This window comes from Jatrophihabitans lederbergiae (assembly GCF_031845305.1).
GTDB classification, from domain to species: Bacteria; Actinomycetota; Actinomycetes; order Mycobacteriales; family Jatrophihabitantaceae; genus Jatrophihabitans_A; species Jatrophihabitans_A lederbergiae.
On the sequence record NZ_JAVREH010000006.1, the window covers coordinates 1 to 26588 of the forward strand.

Here is a 26588-nt window from a genome sequence, read left to right on the forward strand (position 1 = left end):
ACAGGTGTTTCCCGAGCGACCCCGACCACAGCCTTGAAGATCATGGCTGCAGGTCACGAACCCCGTCCAGATTCAACAAGTTGGTTTCCTCTCTGTCGCCAGCCGCTTGACACAGAGAGGTGCCGTTTTCAGGACAGTCCCTAGGCGGCTGGGTTACCGGGTTACGGTCGTCGGGCTGGAGCTGCCCGATTGGGCGGCACCATTCGTCGATGCCTACATCGCTGCCGACACCGACGCGCCGGTGCTGACGGACACCGTGCGGCTTCTCGCGCAACCTCACGCCCACGACCCGTTCGGCGGGGTGGTCACGTACTGGGATCACGGCGTCGTCGCCTGCGCCGCGATCGGAACGGCCCTGGGGCTGCCCGCCATGTCGCCGGCTGCAGCCGAACGTGTCAGGAACAAGGCCGTCAGCCGCGACGCACTGGTGGCCGCCAGCGTTGCACAGCCGCGCTACGCCCGGGTCAGTGACGCCACCTCGCTCGGCGAAGCCGCCCTGCTGGTCGGATTTCCGGCGATCTACGATCTACAAGCCAAGCGGCGGCGCCGGCAGCGCGGGCATGCAGTACGTCGCGCCGGCGGCGGAAACTGCCAGCCGCTCGAGTGGTCGCCGAGACCAAGCTGACCTCGGAGAACGACCAATTCTTCGCCTACTATCCCGAGCAGTTCGTCCTTGAGCAGTTCGTGTCCAGACCCGAGGTCAGCGTCGAAGGCGTGGTCGCCCGGGGCCGGGTGCGCTGCGTGGGCGTGACCGCCAAATCTCTGACGCCGGGCACCTTCATCGAATCGCGGCATGTCTTCCGGCCGCGCTGGATCAAATGGACACGGCCCTCGTGAGCCAGCTGGCCGCCGAGGCAGTGCGGGCCACCGGCATCGACAATTGCGGTCTTCACGTCGAGGTGATGCTGTCGCCGCAGGGCCCGGTCATCGTCGAGGTGAACGGCCGCCTGGGCGCAGACTTCATCGCCTCCCATCTGGTACCGCTGGCATCGGCCACCGACCTGATGGCGGCGTCCCTCAAGGTCGCCGTAGGCGAGAATCCCGACCTGCACCCGGCTGGCCAGGCGCGGCCTGCGTGCGGTTCCTCGTCGCGGAGCGAGACGGCGTCGTGGTGTCCGTCTCTGGTGTGCAAGCCGCGGCGGCATTGCCTGGCATCGTCAAGCTTGGCCAGAACAAGGTCCCCGGCGACCGGGTGCGGCTACCGCCCGACAGCTACTTCGACGCGCGCCTGGCCTACGCGATCAGTTGTGCCGCAGATGGCGATACCGCGGCACACCTGGCCGATCAAGCCATCGGGGCGATGTCCTATGACATCGCCTGAGGAGCACTCGCCCCACCCCGACGAGTTGCTTTTGATCGGTGGCGCGAGCGCGCGGCCCGGTTCTGACAGCCTTACTCAGGCTGCGGCGCGCTGCGGGTCTGCCTTGTCGATACAGCACAGAACCTGCGCTCGACACCCGAGCTCACCGAGCCGGCGCACCGGGTGGTGGCCCTGGATTACACCGACAGCCGCGCCTGCGCCGAGTGGGCGCTTCGGCAGTCCAACCGCTTCTGCGGCGTGTACGGATTCCGCGAGACCGCTGTGCAGACAGTCGCCGAGGTGGCGCGCGCGCTGGAACAGGCGGGGAACCTTCCGGAGTCGGTGGAGCTGGTACGAAACAAGCACCGTGCCGAGAGGCACTTCGACTAGCCGGCTTCCGGCAGCCGGCATCAGCACACTGCTCCGACAAGCAGGGCGCCAGCCAATTCCTCGATGAGCATCCCGACGGCCCATGGGTGGTGAAGCCGCTGGTCGGACGAGGCAGCGCCAGCGTGAGCGTGATTGCGCACCGGGACGAGTGCCGGCCGCTGCCGGGCACGCGAGCGAGGGGGTACTGCGGCTGGAGCAGGAACTGCAGTCACAGGGCATCCCCATTCGGCCTGAAGCATTCCGGCCGGCCGGAATTCTGATCGAGGAGTATCAGCAGGGCAGCGAGTACAGCGCCGAGGGCATCTTCGTCGACGGCCGGACCAGGGTCCTCGCGCTCACGGCCAAGGCGACCACCGGGCCGCCGCATTTCATAGAGACCGGTCATGTGCTGCCGACTCCACTGTCACCCGAAATCGCGCGAGCCGCGCGGGAGCAGGTCGCGGCTGTGCTGGTGACTGTGGGCCTACGTTGGGGGTGTCTTCCACGTCAAATTCTGGGTTGCGGCGCCCGCCGGGGCGCAGCCACCAGCGGCAGCACTAATTCGGACGGCGGGGCTTATCCATCGCCGATCGTGCTCGGTGAGCTGCATGTGAGTCTCGGTGGTGACTACATCTACGTCCTCACCCAGGTCGTGATCGGGGTCGAATTGCACGGCAGCATCTTCGATCAGATGCTCGGGCGGCGGCCCGAGTTGGGGACCGGTACCGCGTCGGGAGCCGCCGCCGTCGGTTCCTCATGCCCGCGCCCGGCAGGTTGGCGGCTGTCGACAACTGGGCAGCAGTCCAGCGAAACCCCCGGTTCATGGAGGGGTTGCTGAGCCTGGCGGCCGGATCCACCATCGGTGAGATCGGCTCATCGATGGACCGCAGTTCCTACCTACCTCATCGCCAGCGCACCGGAGCCGGTGGCTGCTCAGCTGGCGGCCGAGGAGCTCGTCCAGCAAATCTCCCTCACCTACGCCGACCCGAATGCGAGCCGTTGATGACAGAGCTGGACATCGTCCGCTCCCAGGTACCTGCGATCCAGCGGGGTTGCTACTTCAACGGCGGCTACACTGGCCCGCTCTGCTCGGCCGCCCGGACCGCGGCCGACGAGGTAACCTGGCGGGAGTGCGAAAACGGCCGGATGGGTCGAGCCGCGCGCGCTGCCTCGGCCGCAATCACCAGTGAGGCTCAGGCCAAAGTCGCTCGACTGCTGAAGGTTCCCGCAGCCGGCATCGCGCTCACCCAGCACACCGCCGATGGCATGAACATAAGCTCCGGAGAACGATCCACCGCTCGGGTGTACCTCGACGCGGTCGACGTGCCCACACTCGTCCCCGCCCTTGCGGCGGTTGCCTTAAGCCTGTCTGCCGGTATGGAGCTGACCGGTGCGGCACACCTCGTGTACCACAAGACCAGCCGACTGGACCTCACCATCGAGGGGCTGCTTGCGACGTTGGGGGTGGACGTGGACTCCGACGCCCGAGGTCTGGACACCTTTCCCTTATCAGCGGATGCGAATGTCCGATGAGTGAGCCTCAGAGCCAGCACCTGCTGGACGACATCGAATCGCGGTTGCGGCTGTGGCACGAACGCTGTGCCGACCGTCCGCCTCAACTGCTCGACCGGCAACCCGCACCCGGCGTCTGGTCGGTGAAGCAGAACACCTTCCACCTCGGCGACGCCTTCGAAGCGAGCATCCATCGAGTCAATGCCATGCTGAGTTCGGACTGCCCCCAGCTGCTGCGTTTCGACGCCGACGAATGGGCTGCGGAGCGTCGTTACCAGGAGCGTCCCTTCGACGAGGCCTTGCAGGCGCTCGACAAGCATGTCGCGGCCTTCGTCTCGCTGGTCCGTCCGCTGGGGTCGGATGAGTTGAGCAGAACCGGCCGCCAGCCGAACCCGGCGATGAATTACCTCAAGTTGCCGACGGAGGTGCTCACCATCGATCAGCTTCTGGTCTTCGAGGTCGGCCATGTGGATGAGCACTTGGCGAGCGTCGACGAGATTCTCACCGTGTGGGGCAACGACTCCACCGGCCGCACGAGCGGATGACCCTGGGCAAGCACGACCCGTTCGGCAACCTGGACAGCTGGAGCCCCAAGTTTGCCGAGTCGTGGGCCACCGCCTTGCGACTTCGGACGGCCGGCGTGGATCAGCGACGGCTGCGCCGCCGGATCGTCGAACTGGCTGGCTTGCGGCCGGGTGATCAGATGGCAGAGATCGGCTGTGGCACCGGCGCGCTGCTGCTGGATCTCGCGGAGGCGGTGGGTCCCGGCGGGCGGGTGACAGGTTACGAGCCGCAGCACAATCTAGCCGCCGCAGCCCAAGAGGCGGTGGCGGCAGCGGGCGCGGGCGCCAATATCGAGGTCGTGCGTGCCGGCGCCGCCGACCTCGAGCTGGAGCCGGCGAGTCTGCACGCCGTCATCGAGCAGACGGTTTTCATTCATCTCCCACAGTTCCTGATCCTGGACACCCTTGCCCGCGCACTGCCCGCCCTTCGACCGGGCGGCCGCTGGGTGAGCGCGGACCAGGACGGCGACACCTGGATCATCGATCATCCCGACCGCGAGCTGACGCGCCGGATCATCGCCTTCAACAGCGACTTCCGGTATGCCGACGGCTGGACCGGACGCAGGCTGAGCCGACTTCTTGCCGAGGCGGGCTTCATCGATGTGCAAGTGGACGTGCTCACCCACGTTGACACCGCACCGGGCAGTTACCTGCACGGGATGGCCTTGCGCATTGCCGAGTCTGCCCGGACCGAAGGGGCGCTCAGCACCGCCGAGTACGACCGCTGGGTGGGCCGGCTGTCGCCGTCAGCGGGTTATGAACGCTTCTACTCCAGCATCAACTACTACGTCGCCGTCGGCCGCAGGGCGGAAATAGAGCCAACACCGTGAGCCCGCTGGGATCGAAGGCCGGCGATTCGACGGTTCGTCCACCGGCAGGCCGAGCCCGCCGGCTGGCTGCGGCTACGGTGCTGCCACAGGGACCGTCCGGGGTCCGGCTCGCCGCGCTGTCGGCGATCGACGCATTCGGCTCCGGCATGTTCCTCGCGGGCTCAGCGGTCTACTTCACCAAGGTCGTGGGCCTACATGCGGCGGCGGTCGGGCTGGGGCTGTCGATCGCGGGCGTGCTCGGCTTCCTGGCGACCGTGCCGATCGGCATGCTCGCCGATCATTGGGGAGCCGGCCGGGTTTACGTGGTGATGAACCTCTGGCGGGCCGGGTGTTACATCGCTTACTGCTTCTGTGATCGGTTCACCACCTTTCTGGTCATCGCATGTGCTGTGGGACTGGTGGAGACGTCGGCCTCGCCGATCAATCAGGCAGTGTCGGCGCCGCATCGACGGATGAGAACCGGCTGAAGAACATGGCGCGGGTCCGGTCCGTTCGCAACGTCGGCTACGGCCTGGGTGCGTTGTCGTCCACCGTCGCCGTCAGCGCCGGGTCACGCGCTGCCTTTGTCGTGGTTCTGCTGGTCAACGCTGTTTCCTTCGCCGTGGCCGCACGGTTACTGGTGGCAGGCCGGTTCACCTCCATGCCCGACATCGGCGCCGTCGTCGCGCGTCGGAAGGTTGTCACAGACGCCCGCTACCTGCTCGCCGCGGCCTGCAACGGCATCCTCGCGGTGCACCTGACGTTGCTGCCCTTCGCCTTTCCGCTGTGGATCTCTCAACACACATCGGTTTCGGTCGGGTACTACGGCGGCCTGTATGCGCTCAACACCGTGCTGGCGATCCTGCTGCAATCGCGAATGTCGCGGCGCGCAGAGACGCTCGCCGGCGCCGGCGTCTGCGCCCTGCTGGCGGTCGGGTCACTGGTCGCCTTCGGTGTCTCCGTGGTGGTCCTGGCACGTCTACAGACGCTGTGGCCAGCGCTCGCGGTTGCGGTGCTGGCGACCGTCGCGCTCACCTTCGGCGAGATGTGGCAGTCGGCCAGTGGCTGGTCCATCTCGTATCTGATGGCCCGGCCGGATCGCCGTTCGCAATACTTGTCCACCTTCCAGCTCGGTACCTCGGCCCAGGCGATTCTGGCGCCCTGGCTGCTGGCGCGTTACGTGCTGTCGCAGAATTCTGCCGGTTGGGCCTACCTCGCTGCGGTGGTGCTCGCAGGCGGTGCCGGCTGCTGGCTGCTCGTTGCGGCTCGCCCCGGAGCCGAAACCCGGGTGGCCTCATGAGCGAGTACCCCGAACGCGCACTGGTCGTCTTCGCCCATCCGGACAACGTCGACTTCGCGGCGGCGGGCACCGTGGCACTGTGGGTTCGCGCCGGCGTGCAGGTCACGTATTGCATGGTGACCGACGGCGATACCGGTGGTCAGCAGGCGGAGGTCGACGGTGCCAGCCTCGCCGAGATCAGGCGCGCCGAGCAGCAGACGGCAGCCGCTCTGGTGGGGGTGTCGGACGTCCGCTTTCTCGGATACCCGGATGGCGCGTTGGTCGAGGGACTGGAGCTGCGCCGCGCCATCACGCGAATCATCCGCTGGTCCGTCCCCAGCGGGTACTGACGCACAGCCCCGAACGCAATTACCACCGGATAGCCTCCAGTCACCCCGACCATCGGGCGGTCGGTACCGCGACGCTCGACGCCGTCTATCCCGACGCGCGGAACCGCTACGCCTTTCCGGAGCTGTTCACCCGTGAAAACCTGACCGAGTGGACCGTTGAGCAGGTGTGGCTGCGAGGCGGCCCGACGTCCAACCACTACGTCGACATCACGGACGTGCTCGAGCTCAAGATCGCCGCGATCCTGGCTCATCACAGTCAGGTCGGTCACCGCCAGGATTTCGCGGCGGTGCTGCGGGCACGATTGGCTGCAATTGGCTATGAGGCCGGTCTTGCCGACGGCCGGAGCGCGGAGAGCTTCTTCCTGGTACGCACGGACTGAGATGGTCGTTTCGGGCCGGCGCAGGATCTGCGCGGTCGTGGCAGTGGTATCGGTAGCGTCGGGCACCCTTCTGGGGATGGCCGCGTCGGCGTCGGCAGACACCTACGGCAGCACGACGGTGTACGACGCGCTGTCCAATCCGGGCGGCCTGGACTTCGACACGTCGGGCTAGGTCTACGTGGCCGGCGGCCCCCAGCAGAACGTCCTCAAATCAATCCCAACTACCGCTTCTACGTCACCTCAGACGCGAACGGCCTGCCACCCACAGCTTCCTGGTGCAGGCTCGCTAACCACCCCTGCGGCTAACCCGCACTGCGGCCAACAGAACGGGGCGTCCTTCGGGGCGCCCCGTTCTCGTCTTACTGGCCGTTCGGTCCTACAACGGCGGATGCTCAGTCGCCTTCGGCGGTCCGCTGCAGGGTTACGTACGCCAGCTACAGGAAGTCCGACAGCGCCACGCCGGCAAAGGTGGAGGTGGCCAGCCGGGTCAGCCCCGGTGCGAACACCCAGCCCGCGACGAAGGTGGTGGCCACCCACTGGGCGAGGCAGAACGGGCAGGTCAGCAACTCTCCGACGGCATGCTTGGTGCCACCGTGCTCGCGCACCTCTTCGGCCAGCTCGGACTCGCCGGACGCACCTTTGTATTGCACGAACGGCGCCCGCAACGGAGACGTCACCGCATCCTTGGCAAGGATCCTGGTCAGCTTGTGAGTTGCCGTGCCCAGCAGTACGACGTCCCATGGGGTGATCCGGGCCGGAGCCCGGCGTCCGGTCAGTCTAGCCGCGCCCACGGTGGCCGCCGTGACGCCGCTGTAGACACTGAGTGCCCGGATGTAGCCGCCGATCGGACGGTCCTCGCCCGCGCGGTATTCGCTGGCCTGGCGGTTGTACCAGCTGGCCACCTTTTTGACTGATGTATTCATAGCCATGATCGGCTGCCTCTCAACGACTTCTCGCCTCGGGCATCTCTGGCACGCGCTGCGTGAGAGGCCGAACGGCCATGCCGGAGCTGCCCGAAGGCTGCGGCGGCTTTGTACTAAGCCTGCCCCGAGGTCAGTGCGACGCACGGTGGAACACCAACGCGCTGGCGCAGCAAAGATAAGTGCTTGCTTATATAAGTGGCAGAGCATAACGTTGGCTCATGCACGCATTCGACATCCTCGGCGACCCGGTGCGGCGACGCATCCTCGAACTGCTCGCCGATGGTGAGCGCTCCGCCGGCGAGATCGTCGCCGCGGTACAACAGCAGTTCGGCATCTCGCAGCCGGCCGTGTCACAGCACCTGCGGGTACTGCGCGACAACGGCTTCGCCACCGTCCGCAGCGAGGGTGCCCGCCGGCTCTATGCGGTGGACGCGGCCCCGCTGCGCGAGGTGGACGAGTGGCTCGACCCGTACCGGCGCTTCTGGACCCAGCGCCTGGACGCCCTCGCCACCGAGCTGGCACGCGGCAAGCGGAGCCGGGCAACACAACTGGACCCGTCACATCGACGCAAGCAGGAGGGCACGCCCTGACGGCAGGAACCGATCAGACCCAGCACGAGTTCCGCCGCCGGCAGATCGCGGCCGGCGAGGCTCGCTGCGCGCTGTTCCGGCGCAGCTACGACGCGTCGATCGAGGAGGTCTGGGACGCCTGCACCGACCCGGAGCGGCTGGCTCGCTGGTACGCCCCGGTCGCAGGCGACCTGCGGGTCGGCGGAACGTTCACCCAGGGCGACTTCGGCTCCGGCCGGATCACCCGGTGCGAGGCACCCCGGCTGCTGACGGTCGCGCTGGGCGGTGATCCGGCTCCGGACGAGATCGAGCTGCGCCTGAGCTCGACACCGGATGACGGCACCGTCCTGGAGTTCGAGCACGCGACCACTCTCGACTCACACGAGATCGGCGGCCAACTGTACGACGCGGTGTACTGCATGGGCGGCGGCTACGGCCCGCGCCTGGTGACCCTCGGCGAACACCTGAGCGGGACGCTGGCACCGGACGTCGACGCCACCATGCTGCACACGCTGCCGCAGTACGGCCCGGCGATCGATCAGAGCATGAGCGCACTGGCCGAACTGATCGAGGCGGACAAGCGACGCTGACCGCCTATCCGGACGAGCCGGTCACAGGCGCCGGACCCGGCTCAGGTAGGTCTGCAGCAGCACGACCAGGGCCAGCACTCCCCCATTGACGGCGTCTGAGGCGGACGAGCCGTACTGCGAGAGGTGCACTCCGATCAGGTTCTGGATGATCGCCACCAGCAGCACGCCGGCCGCGGTGCCTGCCATCGAGCCGGCCCCGCCGACGAGCAGGGTGCCACCGATGACGACGGCCGCGATGGCGGTGAGCTCGTATCCGACCCCGATGTTCGTGACGCCGGACTGCAGCCGGGAGGCGTTCAGCATTCCCGCCCCGCCGGCCAGCGTGCCCGACAGGACGTACACCAGGGTCTTGCTGCGCAGCACCGGAATGCCCATCAGCAGCGCGGCGTTCTCGCTGCCGCCGATCGCGAACAGGGACTGGCCGAAGCGGCTGCGCTGCAGCACCAGGCCGCCGAGGGCGAACAGCACGACCGCCGCGATGATCGGGCGCCAGGTCCCGTCTCCGATCGCCAGGAACGCCGACCCGTGCGGCACCAGGTAGGTCTTGGTGCCCTCCCCGGAGATCGCCTGCAGCAGGCCGCGAGCACCGAGCAGCCCGGCGAGCGTCACCACGAACGGCGCCAGGCCGGCACGGGCGATCAGCAGGCCCTGCACCAGGCCCCACAGCCCGCACACCAGCAAGGGCAGCAGGACGGCCACCACGATCCCGCCGTGGTTCACGCCCCAGCCGGCGAGCACGCCGCCGAGCGCGAACACCGAACCGACGGACAGGTCGATGCCCCCGGTGATGATGACGAAGGTCATGCCCAGCGCGAGCAGCGAGGTGTAGGCGTTGCCGACCAGGATGCTCTGCCAGTTGCCGCTGGTGGCGAATCCCTGGGAGAAGACGGACGCGGCGAGCGCGACCACGACCAGTACGGCGAGGCCACCGTGCCGCTGGACGAGCCCGCTGACCTGGTCGGCCCGACCGCCCGGTGCCTGCACCGGCTGGCTGGCGGTGTCCTGGCCGACCGGGTCGCTCAGCTGCTGCTGGGTCATCGCGTCTGCCTTCCCCGAGCGGCGTACACCGCGACGATGATGATGGCCGCCTCGACCAGCTGGGCGTAGGAGTTCGCGACGTTGTGCTGAACCAGGGTGGCTGCGATCAGTTGCATGAGCAGCGCCCCGGCGACTGTTCCCAGCACCCGGACCTTGCCGCCGGTCAGTGGCGTTCCGCCGACTACCACGGCCGTGATGGCCGAGAGCTCGTAGTTCAGTCCGTAGTTGGACGGGTCGGCCTCGGCCCCGTGGCCGACGATCAGGATGCCGGCGATGGCCGCGAGGACTCCGGAAATAACATAGACCGACAGCACCACCCGGCGCACCGGGAGCCCGGCGAGCTGGCTGGCCGCGCGGTTGTCCCCGATGGCGACGAGCTGGCGGCCGAACGTGGTACGCCTGATGACGAATCCGGTCAGTAGCACCAGCACCAGCGCCACCCACGCCATCTTGGGAACCCCGAGCACCTGGTCGATGCCCAGGCCGAGAACGGTCGGGTCGTTGACCGGCTTGGCGGACGCGCCGTTGAGGATCACGGCGAAGCCGCGCAGGCCGATCATCAGTGCCAGCGTGGCGACGATGGGCTGGACGTTGGCCAGCGCGATCATGCTTCCCGCGACCATGCCCGACACCGCCCCGGCGATCAGGCAGACCGTGATGGCCACCCAGGAGCTGTAGCCGAGATACAACGGGATGAACGCCGACGCGAGCGCGATGACGGCGCCGACGGACAGGTCGATGCCACCGGTTCCGATGACCAGCGCCATACCGAGCGCCACTAGCAGAACCGGAACGACCTGGAACAGCTGCACTTTGAGGTTCGCCAGGCTGAAGAAGCTCGAGGACAGCACGGTGTCGATGACGATCAGCAGCACGATCGCGGCGTACAAGCCGTAGTCCTGCAGCAGCCCGAGCACCCGGTCCGGCGACGCCGGGCGCCGGATCGTCAGGCCCGTCATTCGCTGAGCCCTTCGGCGGTGGGGCCGGTGGCCAGCGTCGCCATCAGGGCGCTCTCGCTGACGTCGTCGCCCTGTAGCTCACCCACCACCTGCCCCTCTTTCAACACGACGATCCGGTCCGATCCCTCGATGAGTTCCTCCAGTTCGGAGGAGATGAGCAGCACCGCCAGCCCGTCGGAGGCCAGCTCGTCGATCAGCGACTGCAACTCCGCCTTGGCTCCGACATCGATGCCGCGGGTCGGCTCGTCCAGCAGCAGCGCCTTCGGGTTCAGGCACAGCCAGCGCGCGAGCATCACCTTCTGCTGGTTGCCGCCGGAGAGCTCGGCAACCTTCTGTTCGGGCCCGGACGCCTTGATCTGCAGGCGCTTCATGAAGAACTGGACGACCTCGTCCTGCTTGGCCTTGTTGACCAGGCCGCCGCGCGACAGCCCGGGCAGCGCCGCCAGCACGATGTTCTCGCGCACCGAGAGGTTGGGCACCACTCCCTCGGACTTGCGGTCCTCGGGCAGCATCACCACACCGGCCCGGATGGCGGCCGGCGTCGAGTTGCGCGACAGCGGCACACCGGCGACCTCGACCGTGCCGGCATCCAGCTTCAGCGCGCCCGCGATGCCCTTGGCGGTCTCGCTGCGGCCGGCGCCGAGCAGGCCGCCCAGGCCCACGACCTCACCGGCCCGGATCTCCAGGGACACGTCCTCCAGCTGATGGCGGCGCGCGAGGCCGGTGGCCCGCAGCACCACCGGCCGCTCGTCAGCGGCGGCGGTGCCGTCGGCCTCGGCGCGGTGGGAGTCGAAGGCGGTGACGCCGTCGCGGCGGACCTCGCCCATGTCGCGGCCGAGCATCAGCGAGATCAGGCTGAGGCGATCCAGTTCGGAGATCGCGCGGACGGCGACGACGCGGCCGTCGCGCATCACCGTGACCCGGTCGCAGATCCGGAACAGCTCGTCGAGGCGGTGTGACACGTAGACGATGGCGACGCCGGCGTCGCGGAGCTTGCGCACGACGTCGAGCAGCTTCTCGACCTCGCGGTGCTCCAGCGACGAGGTGGGCTCGTCCATGATCACCACGCGCGCGTCGACCTGAACCGCGCGGGCGATGGCGACCATCTGCTGGGCGCCCAGGCCCATCGAGCGCAGCGGCTTGGCGACGTTGACGTCCACGCCGTACTCGGCCAAGATCCGCGTCGCGTCCCGGCGCAACCGGCGGGAGTCGATCAGGCCGAACCGCCGCGGCTCCCGGTTCAGGAACAGGTTGCGCGCGACGCTCATCAGCGGGATCAGGTTGATCTCCTGATAGATCGTCGAGATGCCGCCGTGCTGGGCGTCGAGCGGGCTGGTGAACTCCACCGGGTTGCCGCGATACCGGATCTCGCCGGAGTCGGCCTTGTAGACGCCGGTGATGACCTTGATCAGGGTGGACTTTCCGGCGCCGTTCTCGCCCACCAGCGCGTGCACCTCACCCGCCCGCAGGGTGAAGTCGATCCCCTGCAGGGCATGCACTCCCGGAAAATGCTTGTCGACGTTGCGCACCTCAAGCACCGCTTCGACGTTCTGCTCGCTCATGTACCGCGTTCCCCTCATCGCCGCGACGCGATGCCGGAGCGGCTAGTAGACGTCGCCGTCGGCCAGCGCCTGCTTGGCGTTGTCGGCGGTGAAGTGGTGGTCGGTGATGATGACCGTGGTCGCGACGCCCTTGCCGCTGTAGAAGTCCTGCAGGCTCTGGAAGGCGAGCGGGCCGAACCGGGGGTTGGTTTCCACGTCGGCAACCATCGTGCCGGCAACCACGTCCTGGACAGCCTGCTGGGTGCCGTCGATGGACACGATCTTGATGTCCTTGCCCGGCGTCTTGCCAGCCGCCTTGATGGCCTGGATCGCACCGAAGGCCATGCCGTCGTTCTCGGCGTAGATACCGGTGATGTTCGGGTTGCTCTGCAGCAGCTGCTCCGTGACCTTCTGGCCGGTGGCCTGGTCGAAGTTGGCGGTCTGCGAGGCGACGATCTTGATGCCCGGATACTTCGCCGCGAGCTGGGTGTTGAAGCCGTTCGTACGGTCGGCCGCCACGTTGTTACCAGAGGTGCCCTGCAGGACGGCGACACTGCCCTTGCCGCCCATCGCCTGCCCGAGGTCGTCGGCGGCGATCTTGGCCTGGCCGAGGAAGTTCGAGCCGATGAAGCCGATGAAGTCCGAGCATGCCGTGCCGGTGACCGTGCGGTCGATCGTCAGGATCGGGATGTGCGCGGCCTTGGCCTTGGCGAAGGACGCCGCCAGGCCGTTGGAGTTCTCCGGAGCGACGATCAGGGCCTTGGCGCCCTGGGCGATCATGCCCTCGATGTCGGTGTTCTGCTGCGCCACGTTGGCGTTGGCGTTGCGCTGGATCAGCTTGACACCGAGGGTCTTCGCCTGCTCGGTGATCGACTTGGTCTCGGTGTCGCGGAAGGGGTTGCTGGTCGCCTCGGACTGGGAGAACCCGACGGTGACGCTCTTCAGGTCGAGCTTGGGGGCGCCGTACTTGGTGGCTGTGCAGCCGCCGCCGGTCGACCCGGACGAGGACGAGACCTGCTGCACCGCGGCGGACTTGTTCACCGAACTGGTGCCGCCACTGCCGCTGTCGGTCTTCGAGCTCTTGGCGCAACCGGCGAGCGCGAGCCCCGCCAGCAGTGCCGCCGCGGTCACGGTCGTCGCGCGCCGCGTGATCAGTGAAGCCATGAGCGAGTTCCCCCTAGGGACGGGTGCCGGAGCACGAGGATCAATGGGTCTGGGGCGCGACTGGAGATTGCGCTTCGGAGAACGTGACGCCAGACGGTCGTTATTGAACAACCTCGTTCACTTACGGTCAATAGTTACCGCAAAACCACGCCAAATAGTTACAGCCGACATCCTCACCCGACATCCGGGGCCAATTGCACCGTCACGTCCTGGGCTCGCAGATCGGCAACGACTTGCGGATCGGCCGCCGAGTCGGTGATGACCTCCGCGATCTGCTCCACCGGCACCGTCTGGCACATGGTGTCCACACCGAGCTTCGTGTGATCGGCCAGCACGATCACGGACTGCGCCGCGGCGACCATCGCGCGGTCTACGCCGGCCGACTGCACGTTCGGAGTGGACAGCCCACGCGTCGGGGTCAGGCCGTTCCCCGAGATGAACGCGTACCGAACCCGCAGGCCCGACAACGCCTGCTCGACGCTGCTGCCCACCAGGGCATACGTCGAGCCGCGCAGCGACCCACCGGCCACCAGCACCTCGGCCGGCGCGTGGGCCAATGCTTCGGCGACCAGGATCGAGTTGGTCACCACCGTGAGGTCGCTCAGCCGCGCCAGCCGGCGCGCGAGCTCCTGCGTGGTGCTGCCCGGCCCGATCAGAATGGCCTCGCCCTCGCGGACCATGGACGCCGCACACGCGCCGATCGCCGCCTTCGCACCGGCCGCCACCCGAGCCTTCTGCGAGTAGCTGGCCTCGCGCGACAGGCCGCCCGGACGCATCACGCCGCCATGGCGGCGGTCGAGCAACCCCTGCTCCTGCAACTCTCGGACGTCCCGACGGATGGTGACGTCCGAGGTCTTCAGGGCATCCGCGAGCTCGCGCAGTGAGACGGCGCCACTCGCCCGCACCAGCTCCAGAATGGCCTGCCGCCGCTCCGCTGCAAACATCGCGCCACCGCTCCGATCGGTCGTGACCGGTAACGGTAGCGATGAAGCAAACCCTTTACCAACCGTTCGATCAATTTCGTTCACCGAAGTTCGGTCGGTTCGCCCTCGATCACACCAGCGCGCGGACGTCGGCGTCGGACAGCGCCCGGCTCCACACCCGCACCTGGTCGATGTCACCGGGGAAATAGTCCACCGCGGCGGCATTGAACCTGCCACGGCCGAGCGTGAAGCTGCCGCTCGCGTTCCAGGCCGCGCCGCAGGCTGCGGTGCCGCCCAGCCTGCCGTTGACGTAGAGCCGCATCTGGCCGGCCGCGGTGTCCCGGACGCCGACCAGATGAGTCCAGTCCCCCACCCGCGGCGCGAACTGCGAGGTGGCCCGGGCCGTCGCGGCCGAGGCGGAGTCCGAGCCCAGCATCGCCATCGCCCAGGCGTTGTCCTGCCCGCTGTACTGCAGGAAGAACCCGCTGACACTCGCCCCGTCCTGGCTGGCCACCGTGTGGAACCCGGTGGTGTCGGTGAGCGACACCCAGGCCGACACCGAGAAGCTCGATGCGGTGTTCACCAGCGCGGCACCGCTGGCGAAGCCACTGGTGCCGTTCAGCGCCAGCCCCGGGCCGGCGTACCCGCCGCCCCAACCGGCGTTGGTCAGCGTGAGGGTATGGCCGTTGACCGCGTCGGCGGTGGTGGCGCCGGTTCCCTCGTCCACGCCGTAGCCGGCGACCAGTCCGCTCGTCAGGTTCGCCGAGGCCGCGATCTCCGCGTCGGTCAGCGCGTGATCGAAGGCACGCACCTCGTCGACCGCGCCGGCGAAGAAGTCCGCCGGGGCGCCGTTCCACTTGCCGCACCCTATCTGCAGTGCCCCGTTGGCCTGCCAGGATCCGGAATAGGCAACATTTTGCTGTAGAACGCCGTTCGCGTACAGCTTGATGACCCCGGCCGCGGCATCGCGGACTCCGGCCAGATGCACCCAGGCTCCCACGGCCGGCGCCGCGCTGGACAGCACCCTGGTCGAGGCCGCGTTGGCCACGTCCGCGCTGGCCATCGCCATCGCCCACCGGTTGTCGGCCGCGCTGTACTGCAGGAAGAAACCGCTTGCCTGGTCGCCGTCCTGGCTCGCGACGGTGCGGAATGTGCTGGCACTGCTGAGGTTTGCCCACGCGGTGATCGTGAAGCTGCCGTCGGTCCGGACCACCGGCCGCTGGGACGACACGCAGCCGTGGTTCCGTTCAGCGAGATCGCGCCGCCCTGCTTGCCCGCGGTGTAGCCGGCCCCGCCGTTGAGCACGCCGTCCTGGAAGTTGCCACTGTTGTCATAGCTGGTCGAGCCGTCGAAGGGCCAGTACCCGACGAGGCCGTTCGCGGTGTAGCGCAGTGTCTGCAGGCTGAACAGCCCACCGACGACCGGACGGTCGGCGAAGCCGCGCTGGGCCGCGCTGCTCACCACGTACCAGTCGGTGAGTGGCACCCGGTTGGCCGTGACATTGGCGAAGTTGTAGACGTCGGCGACGAGCATGTTCCGCGCCGCGGGCTGCGCCTGCAGGAATGCCGCGGTCCAGATCTCCCAGTCCGTCTTGGTGTAATCGTTGCGCGGGTCGAGCAGCACGCCGTACCCGCCGGCCTGGCTGGTGTACCAGGCCGCCTCCTCCGCCTGGACGGCCGGCGACACCAGGTTGGTGTTGAGCAGCCGGTCCGGAAAGCCGTTGTACTTCAGGCTCCAGGTGCCGGGCTGGTCGTAGGCAAGGCGCAGGTGCTGGCCGTCCTGGCTGCTCGAGAGCCAGGTCGCGATGTAGCTCTTCGCGGTCGCCGGGTAACTCGTCGCGTCGGCGGTGTTGCCGGAGAGCTGCGCGAGCTGCCCCATGGCGGCGATGCCGACGATCCCCTTGAGCGCCAGGTTGGAGCTGTGCGCGATGAAGCCGGTGAAGTCATCGGTCTGGTTCTGGTTGCCCGGGTCCGGCAGCGCGCTCACCAGGTACTTGGCCCACTGCAGCAGGATCGGGTAATGCGCCTGGGCGTAGGCCGTCGCCGCACCGGCCGGCAGCCGCTGGACGAGGGCGGCGGTCATGATGAGGATGTTCGCGGTCTCTTCGACCGGCATGTCCTCCTCGCCGCTGCCGTTGAGGTGCCCGGTCGCGTTCGGATAGCCGGATCCGATGTCGTGTGGCGCCCAGGTCTTGGGGTACGGATGGTTCTCGACGTAGTCGAAGATCGGGGCGAGCAACAGCTGCAGGTACTGCGGGCTGAGCTGCAGGTAGGCGGGGAACGCCGGGTAGATCACGTCCAGGGTGGACACGTTGCCGTCGCTGGAGATCTCTTTCAGCAGCGCCCACGGCGTTCCGTTGTGGTTGATCAGCTCCGTTCCGGCGAAGGCCTGCCGCAGTGCCAGCGCGCAGATCGCGGCGTACTGGTCCCCCACCGCCCCACCGCCGACCGCCTCCGTCGCCCAGGCGTTCACCTGGTTGTCGGTCGCGGCGCACACCTCGGACGCGGTGAGAAGATCGTTGCGGAACCAGGTCAGCATGGCCTGCCAGCCGGTCCAGTACTTGCTCCACCAGGCGTTGTAGCTGGTGCCGAGATAGGACACCGCCGGCGTCCGGACGTGGCTGAGGACGAACACCGCCTGGGCGCCGGACGGGCCGACCGAGCGAGCGCGCGGTTGAGCCCGAACACCGGCCAGTTGTTGTTGATGGCACGGAAGTTCGGGTCGTCGGTGTTGGGCAGTGAGCCGGCCGCCCCGTTCGCGCGGACCACGCTGTCGGCGCCCGTCTGCCACGTCGTGCCCGCCACATTGTCGGTGGACCACACCACGGTGCCCCAGGATGCCTGGTCTCCGTACTCGCCGAGGACGGTGGGATTCGCGGGCTGGCTGGTGAGCACGACCTGGTTGCCCACGGTCTGCTCGGCCCAGGTCAGCTGCTGGCTCGTGTCACCGTGCGCCCACTCACCTGAGATGTCCAGGTACACGCTGACCGAATGGCTGCCACCGTCGTTGCTGGCCGCGTCGACGGTGAGGTAGCTCAACGGAACGCACTGCCGCTGCAGGTTGTCAGGGTCCACCGGCGACAGGAAGGCGACCGTCAGAGTCACCGGCCCGGCGGTTTGGACATAGGTCGAGCGAGTGGACGTCAGTGTGAACGCGGTCTGGGTGGCGAGTGGATAACCGCCATTCGGCGCGCCGCAGAAGACGTAGGCGGTGCCGTCCACCCGGACGATCCCGGTCAGGGCTGTGGTGTGGCCGTTCCAGAACATCGGCCAGGTCCCGGCCAGGTTGTTCGACGGTGACCAGGTGGACAGGTACATCGACCGGACGGCCAGTGACACCGCGGGCGGCCGGATCGGGGTGAAGGAGGAGCCGCCGACCGTCTCGGTGAGCTGCGCGAACGCCTCCCGGGTCGACGGCGGCAGCAACGTCGCCAGCATCCCGGCCAGGCCGGCGGCTCCGCTCCACTGCAGCAGCGATCGTCGGCTGATCTCGCGATTCGGACTGCTGTCGGCTGGAACGGACGGGACGTGGGTCATCGGTGCCTCCGCGATCGGCCGCCGCGCGAGCCTGGTGACCCGTTATGACAGCAATGTGTCGTGTGACACCTTGGGTGCAATTGACGCGGTCCGAACGATGATTGTCAAGAGTTGATCGTTGTTGATCGGTTGGGCGTACCGACTGGCCTCCTCCGGGTGGCCACGGCCGCCGGCTCGCGGCTGTGACCTCGGCCGCCGGTTTTGTTAGGGCGCCCTTACCCCGCTAGGGTCTGTGTAGGTAAGGCAAACCTAAGTTGCATGCTGAGTCAACCTGGAGGCACCGTGCTCCCCACTTTTGTCGTGATGCTGCGGGAGGGTGTCGAGGCGACGCTGATCATCGGCATCGTGGCGGCGTTCCTGTCCAAGCAGGGCGCGCGCCAGGCACTGCGCCAGATGTGGCTGGGCGTGTCAGTGGCGACCCTGCTCTGCGTGGCGGCCGGTGTCACGCTGCACGTGCTGTCCCAGGATCTCCCCCAGCGCCAGCAAGAGATGCTCGAGACCGTGGTCGGCACCATCGCGGTCGTCATGGTCACCTACCTGGTCGTCTTCATGAAGCGGCACGCACGGGACCTCTCCGGAACCCTGCGCAGCTCGGCTGGTTCCGCGCTGGCCTCGGGATCGCAGTGGGCGCTGGTCGCCATGGGATTCCTGGCGGTGCTCCGCGAAGGCTTCGAGTCGGCCGTCTTCCTCACCGCGCTGCTCAACGCCAGCGACGACCAGGGAGCCGGGCTCACCGGCGCCCTCCTCGGCCTGGTGACGGCCCTCGCGATCGGCTACGGCAGCTACCGCGGCGGCGTGAAGCTGAACCTGGCCAAGTTCTTCAAGTTCACCGGCGCCATGCTGATAGTGGTCTCCGCGGGGCTGGTGATGACCGCTCTGCACACCGCCCACGAGGCCGGCTGGATCCTGTTCGGCCAGGCCCAGGCGCTGGATCTCAGCTCGATCGTGGCCCCGGGCTCCGTCCGGTCCTCGCTGTTCACCGGTGTGCTCGGCATCCAGCCGAAGCCGGTGGTGATCGAGGTGATCGGCTGGCTGGCCTACCTGATCCCGATGGCGCTGTACCTGTTCGGCCCGTCCCGCACCTCTCGCACCGGCACGCCGTCGCGCGCCGCCGACACGGTCTCGCCGGCCGGCGGCGTCCGCAGCCAGGCGTGACCACCACCGCCCGAACCACCGTTTCCGAAAGGCCGTCAGCATGCCCTCAGCTCCCCGTGCCCGCCACCTCGCCGTCGCCGGCGCCGTCTCGCTGGGCCTCGCGCTCACCGGGTGCTCCTCGGCCACCAGCAAGTCGGCCACCAGCAAGGACGCGGCCGGCGGCAAGGACGCGGCCGGCGGCCGCACCGACGCACGCACCGTCCGGGTCATCCTGAGCAACGACGGGTGCACCGCCGATCCCGCCACCATCTCGGCCGGCCCGGTCACGTTCACCCTGAAGAACGACGGCGGCTCATCGGTGTCAGAGGCCGAACTCGTGCTCGGCACGAAGATCCTGGGCGAGAAGGAGGGCCTGACCCCGGGGCTGTCCGGCAAGTTCTCCCTCGACCTCAAGCCAGGCAGGTACGAGATGTACTGCCCGCACGCCAAGACCGAGCGCAGCACCTTCATGGTCACCGGTTCGGGCAGCGCGACGTCCGGCGCGGCCGCGTTGCTCAAGCCGGCGACCAGTGGTTACCGCGACTATGTCCTGGGCAAGGCCACCGAATTCGTCGGCCTGACCGCGGCGTTCGCGGCAGCCGTCAAGGCCGGGGACGTGGCAAAGGCCAAGTCGCTCTACGCCAACGCCCGAGCGCCGTACGAGGCGATCGAGCCGGTGGCCGAGTCCTTCGGCGACCTCGACCCCGGCATCGACGCTCGCGCCGGTGATGTCCCGGCCGCGAGCTGGGGCGGCTACCACCGCATCGAGCAGCAGCTGTGGATGAAGAACAGCGCCACAGGCATGGCACCGGTGGCGGACGAGTTGCTCTCGGACGTCAAGACGCTCGTCGCCATGATCAAGACGAGCACCTACCAGCCGGCCGATCTGGCCAACGGAGCGACTGAGCTGCTCACCGAGGTCGGCAAGAACAAGCTCACCGGTGAAGAAGAGCGGTACTCCCGGACGGACCTCAGCGATATCAACGCGAACCTCGAGGGCTCACGTGCCGCATTCGACCTGCTCGTCCCGGCACTGAAGACCTCGGACCCGACACTGGTCTCCACGATCCAGAACCGGTTCGCCGACGTCAGCACCCTGATGAAGAAGCAGTCCGACGGCAAGGGCGGCTTCCGGCTCTACACCCGGCTGACCCCGGCCGAGGTACGTGCGTTGATGGTGGCGGTGGACGCTCTGGCGGAGCCGCTGTCCCGGGTCGGCGAGAAGATCGTCTCGATTCGGTAGCGCTCAGCCAGCCGGGATCACGCCGCATCGACCGAGAAGGAACGGGTCCTTGTCCAAGGGTTTCTCCCGCAGAGGCTTCCTCGCCGGAGCGCTGGGTACCGTCGCCGCCGCAGGCACGGGCGCGGCGCTGACCGGCTGCGAGTCCTCGTCCAAGGCCGCCGCGCCCGCACCCGCTGTCGTACAGTTCCGCGGCGCTCATCAGGCCGGCATCGCGACGCCGGCTCAGGATCGGCTCGCCTTCGCCGCCTTCGACGTGACCACGACGCGGCGCGCGGACCTGATCGACCTGCTCCAGCGCTGGACCGCGGCCGCGGAGAAGATGACCCGCGGCGAGCCGGTGGGGTCGGTCGAGGGAATCGAGGAGTCGGTGCCCGCCGACACCGGCGAGGCCACCGGGCTGGCGGCCGCGAACCTCACCATCACCATCGGATTCGGCCCTGGTCTGTTCGACGACCGCTTCGGTCTTGCGGGCCGCCGTCCCGAGGCGCTCCGGGAACTGCCCGCGTTCAAGGGTGACGAACTGGTGCCGCCCATCAGCGGTGGTGACCTCTGCATCCAGGCGTGTGCTGATGATCCCCAGGTTGCCTTCCACGCCGTGCGCAACCTGAACCGGATGGGCTTCGGGGTCACCGCGATGCGCTGGTTCCAGCTGGGCTTCGGGCGCACCTCATCCACGACCACGAGCCAGCAGACGCCCCGCAATCTGCTCGGCTTCAAAGACGGCACCAAGAACGTCAACGGTGACGACGCGCGCGATCTGAACGAGCACGTCTGGGTCGGCTCCGATACCGACCAGGCATGGATGAGCGGCGGCAGCTACCTGGTCAGCCGCAAGATCCGGATGGGCATCGAGTCCTGGGACCGCGACCGGATCGGTGACCAGGAGGCCGTCTTCGGACGGACGAAGGTCGAGGGCGCCCCGCTCACCGGCAAGCGCGAGCACGACGTCCCCGACCTGGCCGCGAAGGCCGCCGACGGCACCCCGGTGATCCCGGCGCACGCCCACATCCGGCTCGCGTCGCCCGACTCCAACGGCGGCGTGAAGATCCTGCGGCGCGGGTACTCCTTCACCGACGGGGTGGACCCGCTGACCGGTCAGCTGGACGCTGGGCTGTTCTTCATCTGCTTCCAGTCGGACCCGGCGACGGGTTTCGTCCCGGTGCAGCGCAACCTGGGTACTGACGCGCTCAACGAGTACATCAAGCACATGTCGAGCGGGGTCTTCGCCTGTCCACCCGGAGCGGCCGCCGGCGAGTACTGGGGCCAGCGGCTGTTCAGTTAGCTGTACCGACCGCAAGGCGCACCACCGGACCTCCTCCGCACTGAGCGAGACAGGCATGAGCGGATGGCACGAAAACCACCCACACACGAAAAAACCACTCACACATGCAAGAAGACCGGCCCGAATCGGACCGGTCTTCTTCGCTATGTGCAGCCGGCCGGCTTGCGCGCCGGTCTCGCTGTGCGGTGGTGTTGCTCAGTCAGGCAGTCCCGCGGCGGCGCCGGGAGTGGGCTGGCTCTCGTCCAACCGCTCCGACTCGTCCAGGATTGCGGCGTCAAGCTCACGGAGCTTGGGCGCGTACTCGCGGCCGTGGTGAGCACAGAACAGCAGCTCACTGCCGGCCGGCAGGGTGACGCGCACATATGCCTGCGCGCCACAGCGGTCGCAGCGATCCACTGCGGTCAGTGGCTCGACGGTCAAGGTGCTTGTCACTCGTCCCTCGTTTTCTGCGAAGTGCTCGCGATCGTCGCACGGGCTCGGGGTCTCAACCGGTTCAGAGACTTATCGTGTCCGCTCGTTACATACAACCAGCTGAGGCGCGCCGTAGTTCCTGCACGGCTTCAATTGACCACTATTTCGCCGGGAGCGAACGGCATAGCCTCCGCCGACCAGAGCGGAGCGACGACGGTCACAGCATGGCCATCAGCCGCTCGCGACGAGCCTCGAGCAGCTCGATCGACGCCGACGCCGACGGGGGGCCCGGCACGGCGCTGCGCAGCTCGGCGTGCAGCACGCCGTGGGGCTTGCCGGTGCGGGCCGACAGCACCGAGATGAGCCGGTTGACCTCGCGCCTCAGATCGGCAGCCGCTCGCCAACCGCCACCACCGTTGGCGATGCCTGAGCGGGCGGCCATGTCATCGACCGGGCCGACGTCCATCGGCAGCGGAGTGACCGGCTCTAGTCGCCGTGATCGGGTCGCCCGCTTGCGCAGCTCGCCGTCGCGCTGGGCCAGCAGCGCGGCCATCTGCTCGGGTGACAGCAGGCCCGGCAGACCCAGGAAGTCCTCGTCCTCGGCGCCAGGAACGGGGGTGGCGTCCGGAGTGACCGCCTTGCCGCCGTGCAGCACATGGGCGAACTGGGCCTCGGCCTCGAGCGCCTCCCATTCCTGCAGCAGCACCGACTCGGCCCGCTCGGGTTGCTCCTCGGGCAGCTCGTCGACGAGGTCCAGGGACTCCGAGGACTGGGCCGGTGGCGGCAGCACGTGGTTGCGGTCGTTCTCCAGCTCGGCGGCGAGCGTGAGCAGCGGTCGTACGGCGGGCAGGAACACCGTCGCGGACTCGTGCCGGCCGCGGGCGCGCACCACCCGGCCTACCGCCTGGGCGAAGAACAGGGGCGTGCGATAGCTGGTGAGCCAGGCCAGGCAGGCGGCTCGCGGCACGTCGACGCCCTCGGACACCATCCGGACGCAGACCGCGATGCGCGCGCCACCGGCACCGAACTCGGCAATCCTCTTGCTGGCCTTGGGATCATCGGACAGGATCAGGTACGGCTTCTCGCCGGTCACCCGTTCCACGATGGCGGCGTAGGCACGCGCGTCCTCCTGGTCAGAGGCGAGCACCAGCCCGGCCGCGTCCGGCATGCCCGATTCCCGCAGCTGGGTGAGCCGCTCGTCCATCGCCGCGATGACGTGCGGAACCCAGTCGCCCTTGGGGTCCAGCGCGGTCCGCCAGGCGGCCTGCTCGGTGGACTTGGTGCCGGCCTCGGTCAGCGACGCCGCGATCACCTCACCGGCCGAGTTCCGCCATCGCGAAACCCCGGTATAGGCGGCGAACACCACCGGCCGGACCACCTGGTCGCGCAGCGCCTCGCGGTAGCCGTAGCTGAAGTCCGCGGTGGACACCAGGCCGCCCTCGCCGTCCGGCTCGTACCGGACGAACGGGATGCGCTCGCCGACCTGGGTACGGAACGGCGTGCCGGTGAGGCACAGCCGGCGGCTGACGCTGTCGAACGCGAAGCCGACCGCGTCGCCCCAGGACAGCCCGTCCCCGGCGTGGTGGATCTCGTCGAGAATCACCAGGCTCCGTCTCGCGGTCGCCCGGGCGGCATGCAGGGTGGGCTTGCCCGCGACCTGGGCGTAGGTGGTGACGTAGCCGTGCAGGTCAGCCGGAACGGGGCCGACCGCATTGCTCAGCGTCGGGTCGAGGGCGATACCGACCCGTTCCGCGGCTTCGGCCCACTGGCTGCGCAGGTGGTCCGTGGGAGCTACCACGATGAGCCGGTCGATGGCTCGACGGCTCAGCAGACCCACCGCCAGGCTCAGCGCGAACGTCGTCTTGCCCGCCCCGGGCGTGGCTGTGACCAGGAAGTCGCGGTGCGTCTCGGTCTCGTACTTGGCCAGCGCCTCACGCTGCCACAGGCGCAGCCGGGTAGTACCCGGGCGTCGTTCTGACACTCGACGCCGCCCCCTTCAACGTTCAGTTCCGTGCGATCCCCCGCCGTACTGACTGGCGACCGGTTCAGCCAGGTTAACCGCCGCCGCCGACAGTCCACCGGATCAACCCGCTCGGGTGTGAGATTGCCCCCGGCGCGTCGGCGTGGTCGACTCGACCACCGACCTGATCCTCAAGATCGGGGCCGCCGGTGCCGATGTCGTCACGTTCCACCGCGACGGCGTGTCCCAGGTGCGGCCGCACAGCTTCGCTGGGCAGACTCTCATCCTGTGATCAGCCAGCGCGGGGTGGGAAGGCTGGCCATCCGCACCGTCTCCAGCGCGTGGAACCACCGGGTGCTGGGGCTGTCGGCGGAGGCTGCGTTCTGGCAACTGCTGTCGCTGCCCTCGCTGTTCCTCGGGATGCTCGCCGCGCTGGGCTACTTCTCGGAGTGGGTGGGACCCGACGCCGTCGGCCGGGTCCGCGAGAACCTGCTCACCGGCTTCTCCCGCGCGTTCAGCCCGCAGGTGGTGGACCAGCTCATCGCGCCGGTGGTCAACCAAGTTCTCCGGGAAGGCCGCGCCGACGTCATCTCGGTCGGTTTCGTGCTCGCCCTATGGGCCGGTTCGTCGGCGACGGCCACGTTCGTCAACACCATCACCATCGCGTACGGCATGCGGGACCTGCGCGGGGCGGTGCGCAGCCGGTTGCTGGCGCTCGGGATCTACCTCGGCTCTATCCTGGTCGGCGTCATCGTCCTGCCGGCACTCGTACTGGGCCCGACGGTGCTGCCCCGGCTGTTTCCGGCCCAGGCGCGACACGCCGCGGACCGGGTGATCAGCGACGCCTACTGGCCCGCGGTGATGCTGCTGCTGTTGCTCGGGCTGACCAGCCTGTACCACCTGGCGCCGCCACGCCGGCTGCCGTGGCGCCGGGGGGTACCGGGAGCGCTGTTGGCCATGGTGATCTTCCTGGCCGGCTCGGCGGGGCTACGTGAGTACATCTCGTTCATCGTGGCGCACAACCACGCGTACGGAACGCTGGCCGCCCCGATCGCCGCGCTGCTGTTCTTCTTCCTGCTGGCGCTGGGCGTGCTGCTCGGCGCGGAGTTCAATGCCGAGATCGAGAAGAGCTCACCGACGACGCGAGCAACCCGCGGCCGGGCCCGGGGCTGGCAGCGGCTCGAGGACGGTCAGGAACCGCCGCCGGCCGGTATCGACTCGTAGATCTCCTTGCATTGCGGGCACACGGGCGAACCCGGCTTCGCGGCTCGGGTCACCGGAAAGACCTCGCCGCACAGCGCTTCGACCATGGTGCCGAGGACGGCGCTCTCGGCGACCTTGTTCTTGCGCACGTAGTGAAAGACCTGCTCGTCGGAATCGGAGTCGGCCGTCTTCGGGGCGTCAAGGGTCTGCGTAGTCACGCCTGCAATTGTGCCACCCGGTGTCCGGCGCGGACTAGATGTCGATGATCGTCGGTTCCGGCGGCCGGCCCGTGGAGTTCTCGGCGTCCCGCTGCTGCCCGGGCCGGGGCGGCGCGCCCGGATCTTGCTGGGCGGTGCTGCCGGGCAGTAGCTCCCGCTGGGCGTCGCCACCCTGGACGAACCTGCGGAACTGTAGCTCCTTCTTCGGCGGCCGGTCATTGGCGATCAACACCGCCGCCCACGGGAGCACGGCGGCCGCGGCGACGAAGGCAGCCGCCAGCCAGCCGGACAGCTGAAAGGTGCTCGCCGCGCCGACGATGCATGCCGCGCGCAGGGTCATCATCACCAGGTAGCGCTTGCGCCGGTGGTCGAACTCGTCATCCACGTTGACCGGCGCCTCGGTGATGAGGACGGGCCGATCGTCAGGGTGTCTCGAAGGGAGCACGTGACCATGGTGCCACCGTTGGGCCCGGTTTGCTGTGCCCCGCACAAGCCTGGAGCGCGACCGGCCAGCCGTCGGTTCGCCTGCCGTGCGGACTCGGGCACGATAGAGCCGTGCCCGTACCCACGCTCGTGCTTTTGCATGGCCAGCCGGACTCCTCGGCGAGCTTCTGGTCGCTGCGGCGCGAGCTGACCGCCCGGCTTCCCGCCACCGTCCGGATCGTTGCCCCGGACCGTCCCGGCTATGGCGCCAACCCGGCCTCCGCGACAGATTTCGCGGGCAACGTCCGGTGGCTGAGGCGCTGGCTGGACGAGATCGACGCGGGGCCGGTGGTGCTGGCCGGGCACAGCTGGGCCGGCGGGATGGCCGCGCTCGCCGCGGCCGAACCGGATGAGGACCGGGTGCGCGGGCTGGTCCTGATGGCCTCGGTCGGACCCGGCTGTCTGATCACCAGCGACCCGATCCTCGCCTTTCCCGTCCTCGGCGAGGTGCTCGCCTACGCCACTCTCGGGCTTGCACAGCCGCTGGTGAAGCGCAAGGTCGCCTCCGTCATCCTCCGGGGGCAGGACGAGGCCGACCGCCCGTACGCCCGGGCGAGTGGGCTGGCCATGGGCAAGCGTCCCGTCTGGCGCAGTTTTCTCACCGAGCAGCGGGCGTTGATGCGCGAGCTCGCCACCATCAATTCCTGCCTCGGCCGCATCAAGGTGCCCACCCAGGTCTTCAGCGGCACCGCGGATTCCATGATTCCCGAGCGCACCCCCATCGCCCTGGTGGACGCGATCCCCGACGCGGTCGCCGTGCGCATCGAGGGCGCCCACGACCTGCAGCTGCGCCGGCCCATCGCGGTCGCCGAAGCCATGGCCCCGTTCGTCACCGAGCTGCTGGAGTGA

Annotated in this window: 29 protein-coding genes and 2 pseudogenes; 19 read left to right on the forward strand and 12 right to left on the reverse strand. The window is 68.5% G+C overall.

The genetic code is table 11. The annotated features are described in order from the left end of the window. Positions 1–106 precede the first annotated feature (106 nt). The 11 genes and pseudogenes from RM423_RS06425 to RM423_RS25440 all read left to right on the forward strand — a co-directional run bounded on the left by RM423_RS06425 (position 107) and on the right by RM423_RS25440 (position 6562). Positions 107–625: a hypothetical protein gene (locus RM423_RS06425; RefSeq protein ID WP_311422184.1), complete on the forward strand. Its 519-nt coding sequence runs from the start codon at positions 107–109 to the stop codon at positions 623–625. Next, on the forward strand, positions 604–837 hold the full coding sequence (locus RM423_RS06430; protein WP_311422185.1) for a hypothetical protein: 234 nt from the start codon (positions 604–606) through the stop codon (positions 835–837). The genes RM423_RS06425 and RM423_RS06430 overlap by 22 nt, the downstream gene beginning before the upstream one ends. Positions 838–1075: 238 nt before the next feature. After that, positions 1076–1321 carry a hypothetical protein gene (locus tag RM423_RS06435; protein ID WP_311422186.1) on the forward strand — a complete coding sequence of 82 codons (246 nt, stop codon included), beginning with the start codon at positions 1076–1078 and terminating at the stop codon, positions 1319–1321. Between the two features lie 162 nt (positions 1322–1483). Then, the gene (locus RM423_RS06440) at positions 1484–1690 is read left to right on the forward strand and encodes a hypothetical protein (protein WP_311422187.1); all 207 of its coding nucleotides are present in this window, start codon (positions 1484–1486) and stop codon (positions 1688–1690) included. Positions 1691–1772: 82 nt separating this feature from the next. Continuing rightward, entirely contained in the window at positions 1773–2507 is a 735-nt protein-coding gene (locus tag RM423_RS06445) for an ATP-grasp domain-containing protein (protein WP_311422188.1), read from the forward strand. Between the two features lie 164 nt (positions 2508–2671). Further along, positions 2672–3202: a hypothetical protein gene (locus tag RM423_RS06450; protein WP_311422189.1), complete on the forward strand. Its 531-nt coding sequence runs from the start codon at positions 2672–2674 to the stop codon at positions 3200–3202. Then, complete coding sequence (locus RM423_RS06455; protein WP_311422190.1) at positions 3199–3726, forward strand: DinB family protein; 528 nt, start codon at positions 3199–3201, stop codon at positions 3724–3726. Before RM423_RS06450 ends, RM423_RS06455 begins: the two co-directional genes overlap by 4 nt. Next, the gene (locus tag RM423_RS06460) at positions 3690–4574 is read left to right on the forward strand and encodes a methyltransferase domain-containing protein (RefSeq protein ID WP_311422191.1); all 885 of its coding nucleotides are present in this window, start codon (positions 3690–3692) and stop codon (positions 4572–4574) included. Before RM423_RS06455 ends, RM423_RS06460 begins: the two co-directional genes overlap by 37 nt. After that, entirely contained in the window at positions 4571–5041 is a 471-nt protein-coding gene (locus RM423_RS06465) for an MFS transporter (protein WP_311422192.1), read from the forward strand. The genes RM423_RS06460 and RM423_RS06465 overlap by 4 nt, the downstream gene beginning before the upstream one ends. Before the next feature lie 5 nt (positions 5042–5046). After that, positions 5047–5853 carry an MFS transporter gene (locus tag RM423_RS06470; protein WP_311422193.1) on the forward strand — a complete coding sequence of 269 codons (807 nt, stop codon included), beginning with the start codon at positions 5047–5049 and terminating at the stop codon, positions 5851–5853. After that, positions 5850–6562 (forward strand): annotated as a pseudogene (locus RM423_RS25440) (PIG-L deacetylase family protein). Before RM423_RS06470 ends, RM423_RS25440 begins: the two are co-directional and overlap by 4 nt. A gap of 434 nt (positions 6563–6996) precedes the next feature. Here the strand turns inward: RM423_RS25440 and RM423_RS06485 are convergent. Next, positions 6997–7485, reverse strand: coding sequence for a DUF1360 domain-containing protein (locus tag RM423_RS06485; protein WP_311422196.1), 489 nt, complete (start codon positions 7483–7485; stop codon positions 6997–6999). 218 nt (positions 7486–7703) lie between these two features. On the opposite strand from RM423_RS06485, the gene RM423_RS06490 reads away from it, so the two are divergent. Continuing rightward, a complete protein-coding gene (locus tag RM423_RS06490) occupies positions 7704–8075 on the forward strand; it encodes an ArsR/SmtB family transcription factor (protein ID WP_311422197.1) in 372 nt (123 codons plus the stop codon). Positions 8076–8212: 137 nt separating this feature from the next. Beyond that, positions 8213–8644, forward strand: a complete 432-nt coding sequence (locus RM423_RS06495) for an SRPBCC family protein (RefSeq protein ID WP_396327628.1) — start codon at positions 8213–8215, stop codon at positions 8642–8644. A gap of 21 nt (positions 8645–8665) precedes the next feature. Here RM423_RS06495 and RM423_RS06500 read toward each other — a convergent pair whose 3' ends face one another. The 7 genes and pseudogenes from RM423_RS06500 to RM423_RS25445 form a co-directional block, all read right to left on the reverse strand. Continuing rightward, positions 8666–9682, reverse strand: coding sequence for an ABC transporter permease (locus RM423_RS06500; protein ID WP_311422198.1), 1017 nt, complete (start codon positions 9680–9682; stop codon positions 8666–8668). Beyond that, the gene (locus tag RM423_RS06505) at positions 9679–10641 is read right to left on the reverse strand and encodes an ABC transporter permease (RefSeq protein ID WP_311422199.1); all 963 of its coding nucleotides are present in this window, start codon (positions 10639–10641) and stop codon (positions 9679–9681) included. The genes RM423_RS06500 and RM423_RS06505 overlap by 4 nt, the downstream gene beginning before the upstream one ends. After that, positions 10638–12203 (reverse strand): sugar ABC transporter ATP-binding protein, encoded by a 1566-nt coding sequence (locus tag RM423_RS06510; RefSeq protein ID WP_311422200.1) that lies wholly within the window; start codon positions 12201–12203, stop codon positions 10638–10640. The genes RM423_RS06505 and RM423_RS06510 overlap by 4 nt, the downstream gene beginning before the upstream one ends. Before the next feature lie 42 nt (positions 12204–12245). After that, entirely contained in the window at positions 12246–13346 is a 1101-nt protein-coding gene (locus RM423_RS06515; protein WP_311422201.1) for an ABC transporter substrate-binding protein, read from the reverse strand. Between the two features lie 173 nt (positions 13347–13519). After that, complete coding sequence (locus RM423_RS06520) at positions 13520–14290, reverse strand: DeoR/GlpR family DNA-binding transcription regulator (RefSeq protein ID WP_311422202.1); 771 nt, start codon at positions 14288–14290, stop codon at positions 13520–13522. A gap of 109 nt (positions 14291–14399) precedes the next feature. Next, entirely contained in the window at positions 14400–15500 is a 1101-nt protein-coding gene (locus tag RM423_RS06525; RefSeq protein WP_311422203.1) for a LamG domain-containing protein, read from the reverse strand. A gap of 227 nt (positions 15501–15727) precedes the next feature. Further along, positions 15728–17805: pseudogene (locus RM423_RS25445) on the reverse strand (glutaminase domain-containing protein); the annotation flags it as partial. Positions 17806–18087: 282 nt separating this feature from the next. Between RM423_RS25445 and efeU the strand changes: the two are divergent. From efeU to efeB, 3 genes are read left to right on the forward strand one after another with little or no spacing between them, the layout of a single operon-like run. Next, the gene (efeU, locus tag RM423_RS06540) at positions 18088–18960 is read left to right on the forward strand and encodes an iron uptake transporter permease EfeU (RefSeq protein WP_311422205.1); all 873 of its coding nucleotides are present in this window, start codon (positions 18088–18090) and stop codon (positions 18958–18960) included. Between the two features lie 40 nt (positions 18961–19000). Then, entirely contained in the window at positions 19001–20182 is a 1182-nt protein-coding gene (efeO, locus tag RM423_RS06545; protein WP_311422206.1) for an iron uptake system protein EfeO, read from the forward strand. A 49-nt stretch (positions 20183–20231) separates the two neighbouring features. Continuing rightward, positions 20232–21464, forward strand: coding sequence for an iron uptake transporter deferrochelatase/peroxidase subunit (gene efeB / locus RM423_RS06550; RefSeq protein ID WP_311422207.1), 1233 nt, complete (start codon positions 20232–20234; stop codon positions 21462–21464). A 195-nt stretch (positions 21465–21659) separates the two neighbouring features. Here efeB and RM423_RS06555 read toward each other — a convergent pair whose 3' ends face one another. Beyond that, positions 21660–21896 carry a DUF7455 domain-containing protein gene (locus RM423_RS06555; protein WP_311422208.1) on the reverse strand — a complete coding sequence of 79 codons (237 nt, stop codon included), beginning with the start codon at positions 21894–21896 and terminating at the stop codon, positions 21660–21662. A 196-nt stretch (positions 21897–22092) separates the two neighbouring features. Then, positions 22093–23856: a DEAD/DEAH box helicase gene (locus tag RM423_RS06560; protein WP_311422209.1), complete on the reverse strand. Its 1764-nt coding sequence runs from the start codon at positions 23854–23856 to the stop codon at positions 22093–22095. 142 nt (positions 23857–23998) lie between these two features. Between RM423_RS06560 and RM423_RS06565 the strand changes: the two genes are divergently transcribed. Next, positions 23999–24127, forward strand: coding sequence for a hypothetical protein (locus RM423_RS06565; RefSeq protein ID WP_311422210.1), 129 nt, complete (start codon positions 23999–24001; stop codon positions 24125–24127). Beyond that, positions 24124–25059, forward strand: a complete 936-nt coding sequence (locus tag RM423_RS06570) for a YihY/virulence factor BrkB family protein (RefSeq protein ID WP_311422211.1) — start codon at positions 24124–24126, stop codon at positions 25057–25059. Before RM423_RS06565 ends, RM423_RS06570 begins: the two co-directional genes overlap by 4 nt. Here the strand turns inward: RM423_RS06570 and RM423_RS06575 are convergent. After that, positions 25026–25256, reverse strand: coding sequence for a DUF3039 domain-containing protein (locus tag RM423_RS06575; protein WP_311422212.1), 231 nt, complete (start codon positions 25254–25256; stop codon positions 25026–25028). The two genes, RM423_RS06570 and RM423_RS06575, sit on opposite strands and share 34 nt — an antisense overlap. Before the next feature lie 34 nt (positions 25257–25290). After that, the gene (locus RM423_RS06580) at positions 25291–25701 is read right to left on the reverse strand and encodes a DUF3099 domain-containing protein (protein WP_311422213.1); all 411 of its coding nucleotides are present in this window, start codon (positions 25699–25701) and stop codon (positions 25291–25293) included. Between the two features lie 110 nt (positions 25702–25811). Between RM423_RS06580 and RM423_RS06585 the strand changes: the two genes are divergently transcribed. Beyond that, positions 25812–26588: an alpha/beta fold hydrolase gene (locus tag RM423_RS06585; RefSeq protein ID WP_311422214.1), complete on the forward strand. Its 777-nt coding sequence runs from the start codon at positions 25812–25814 to the stop codon at positions 26586–26588.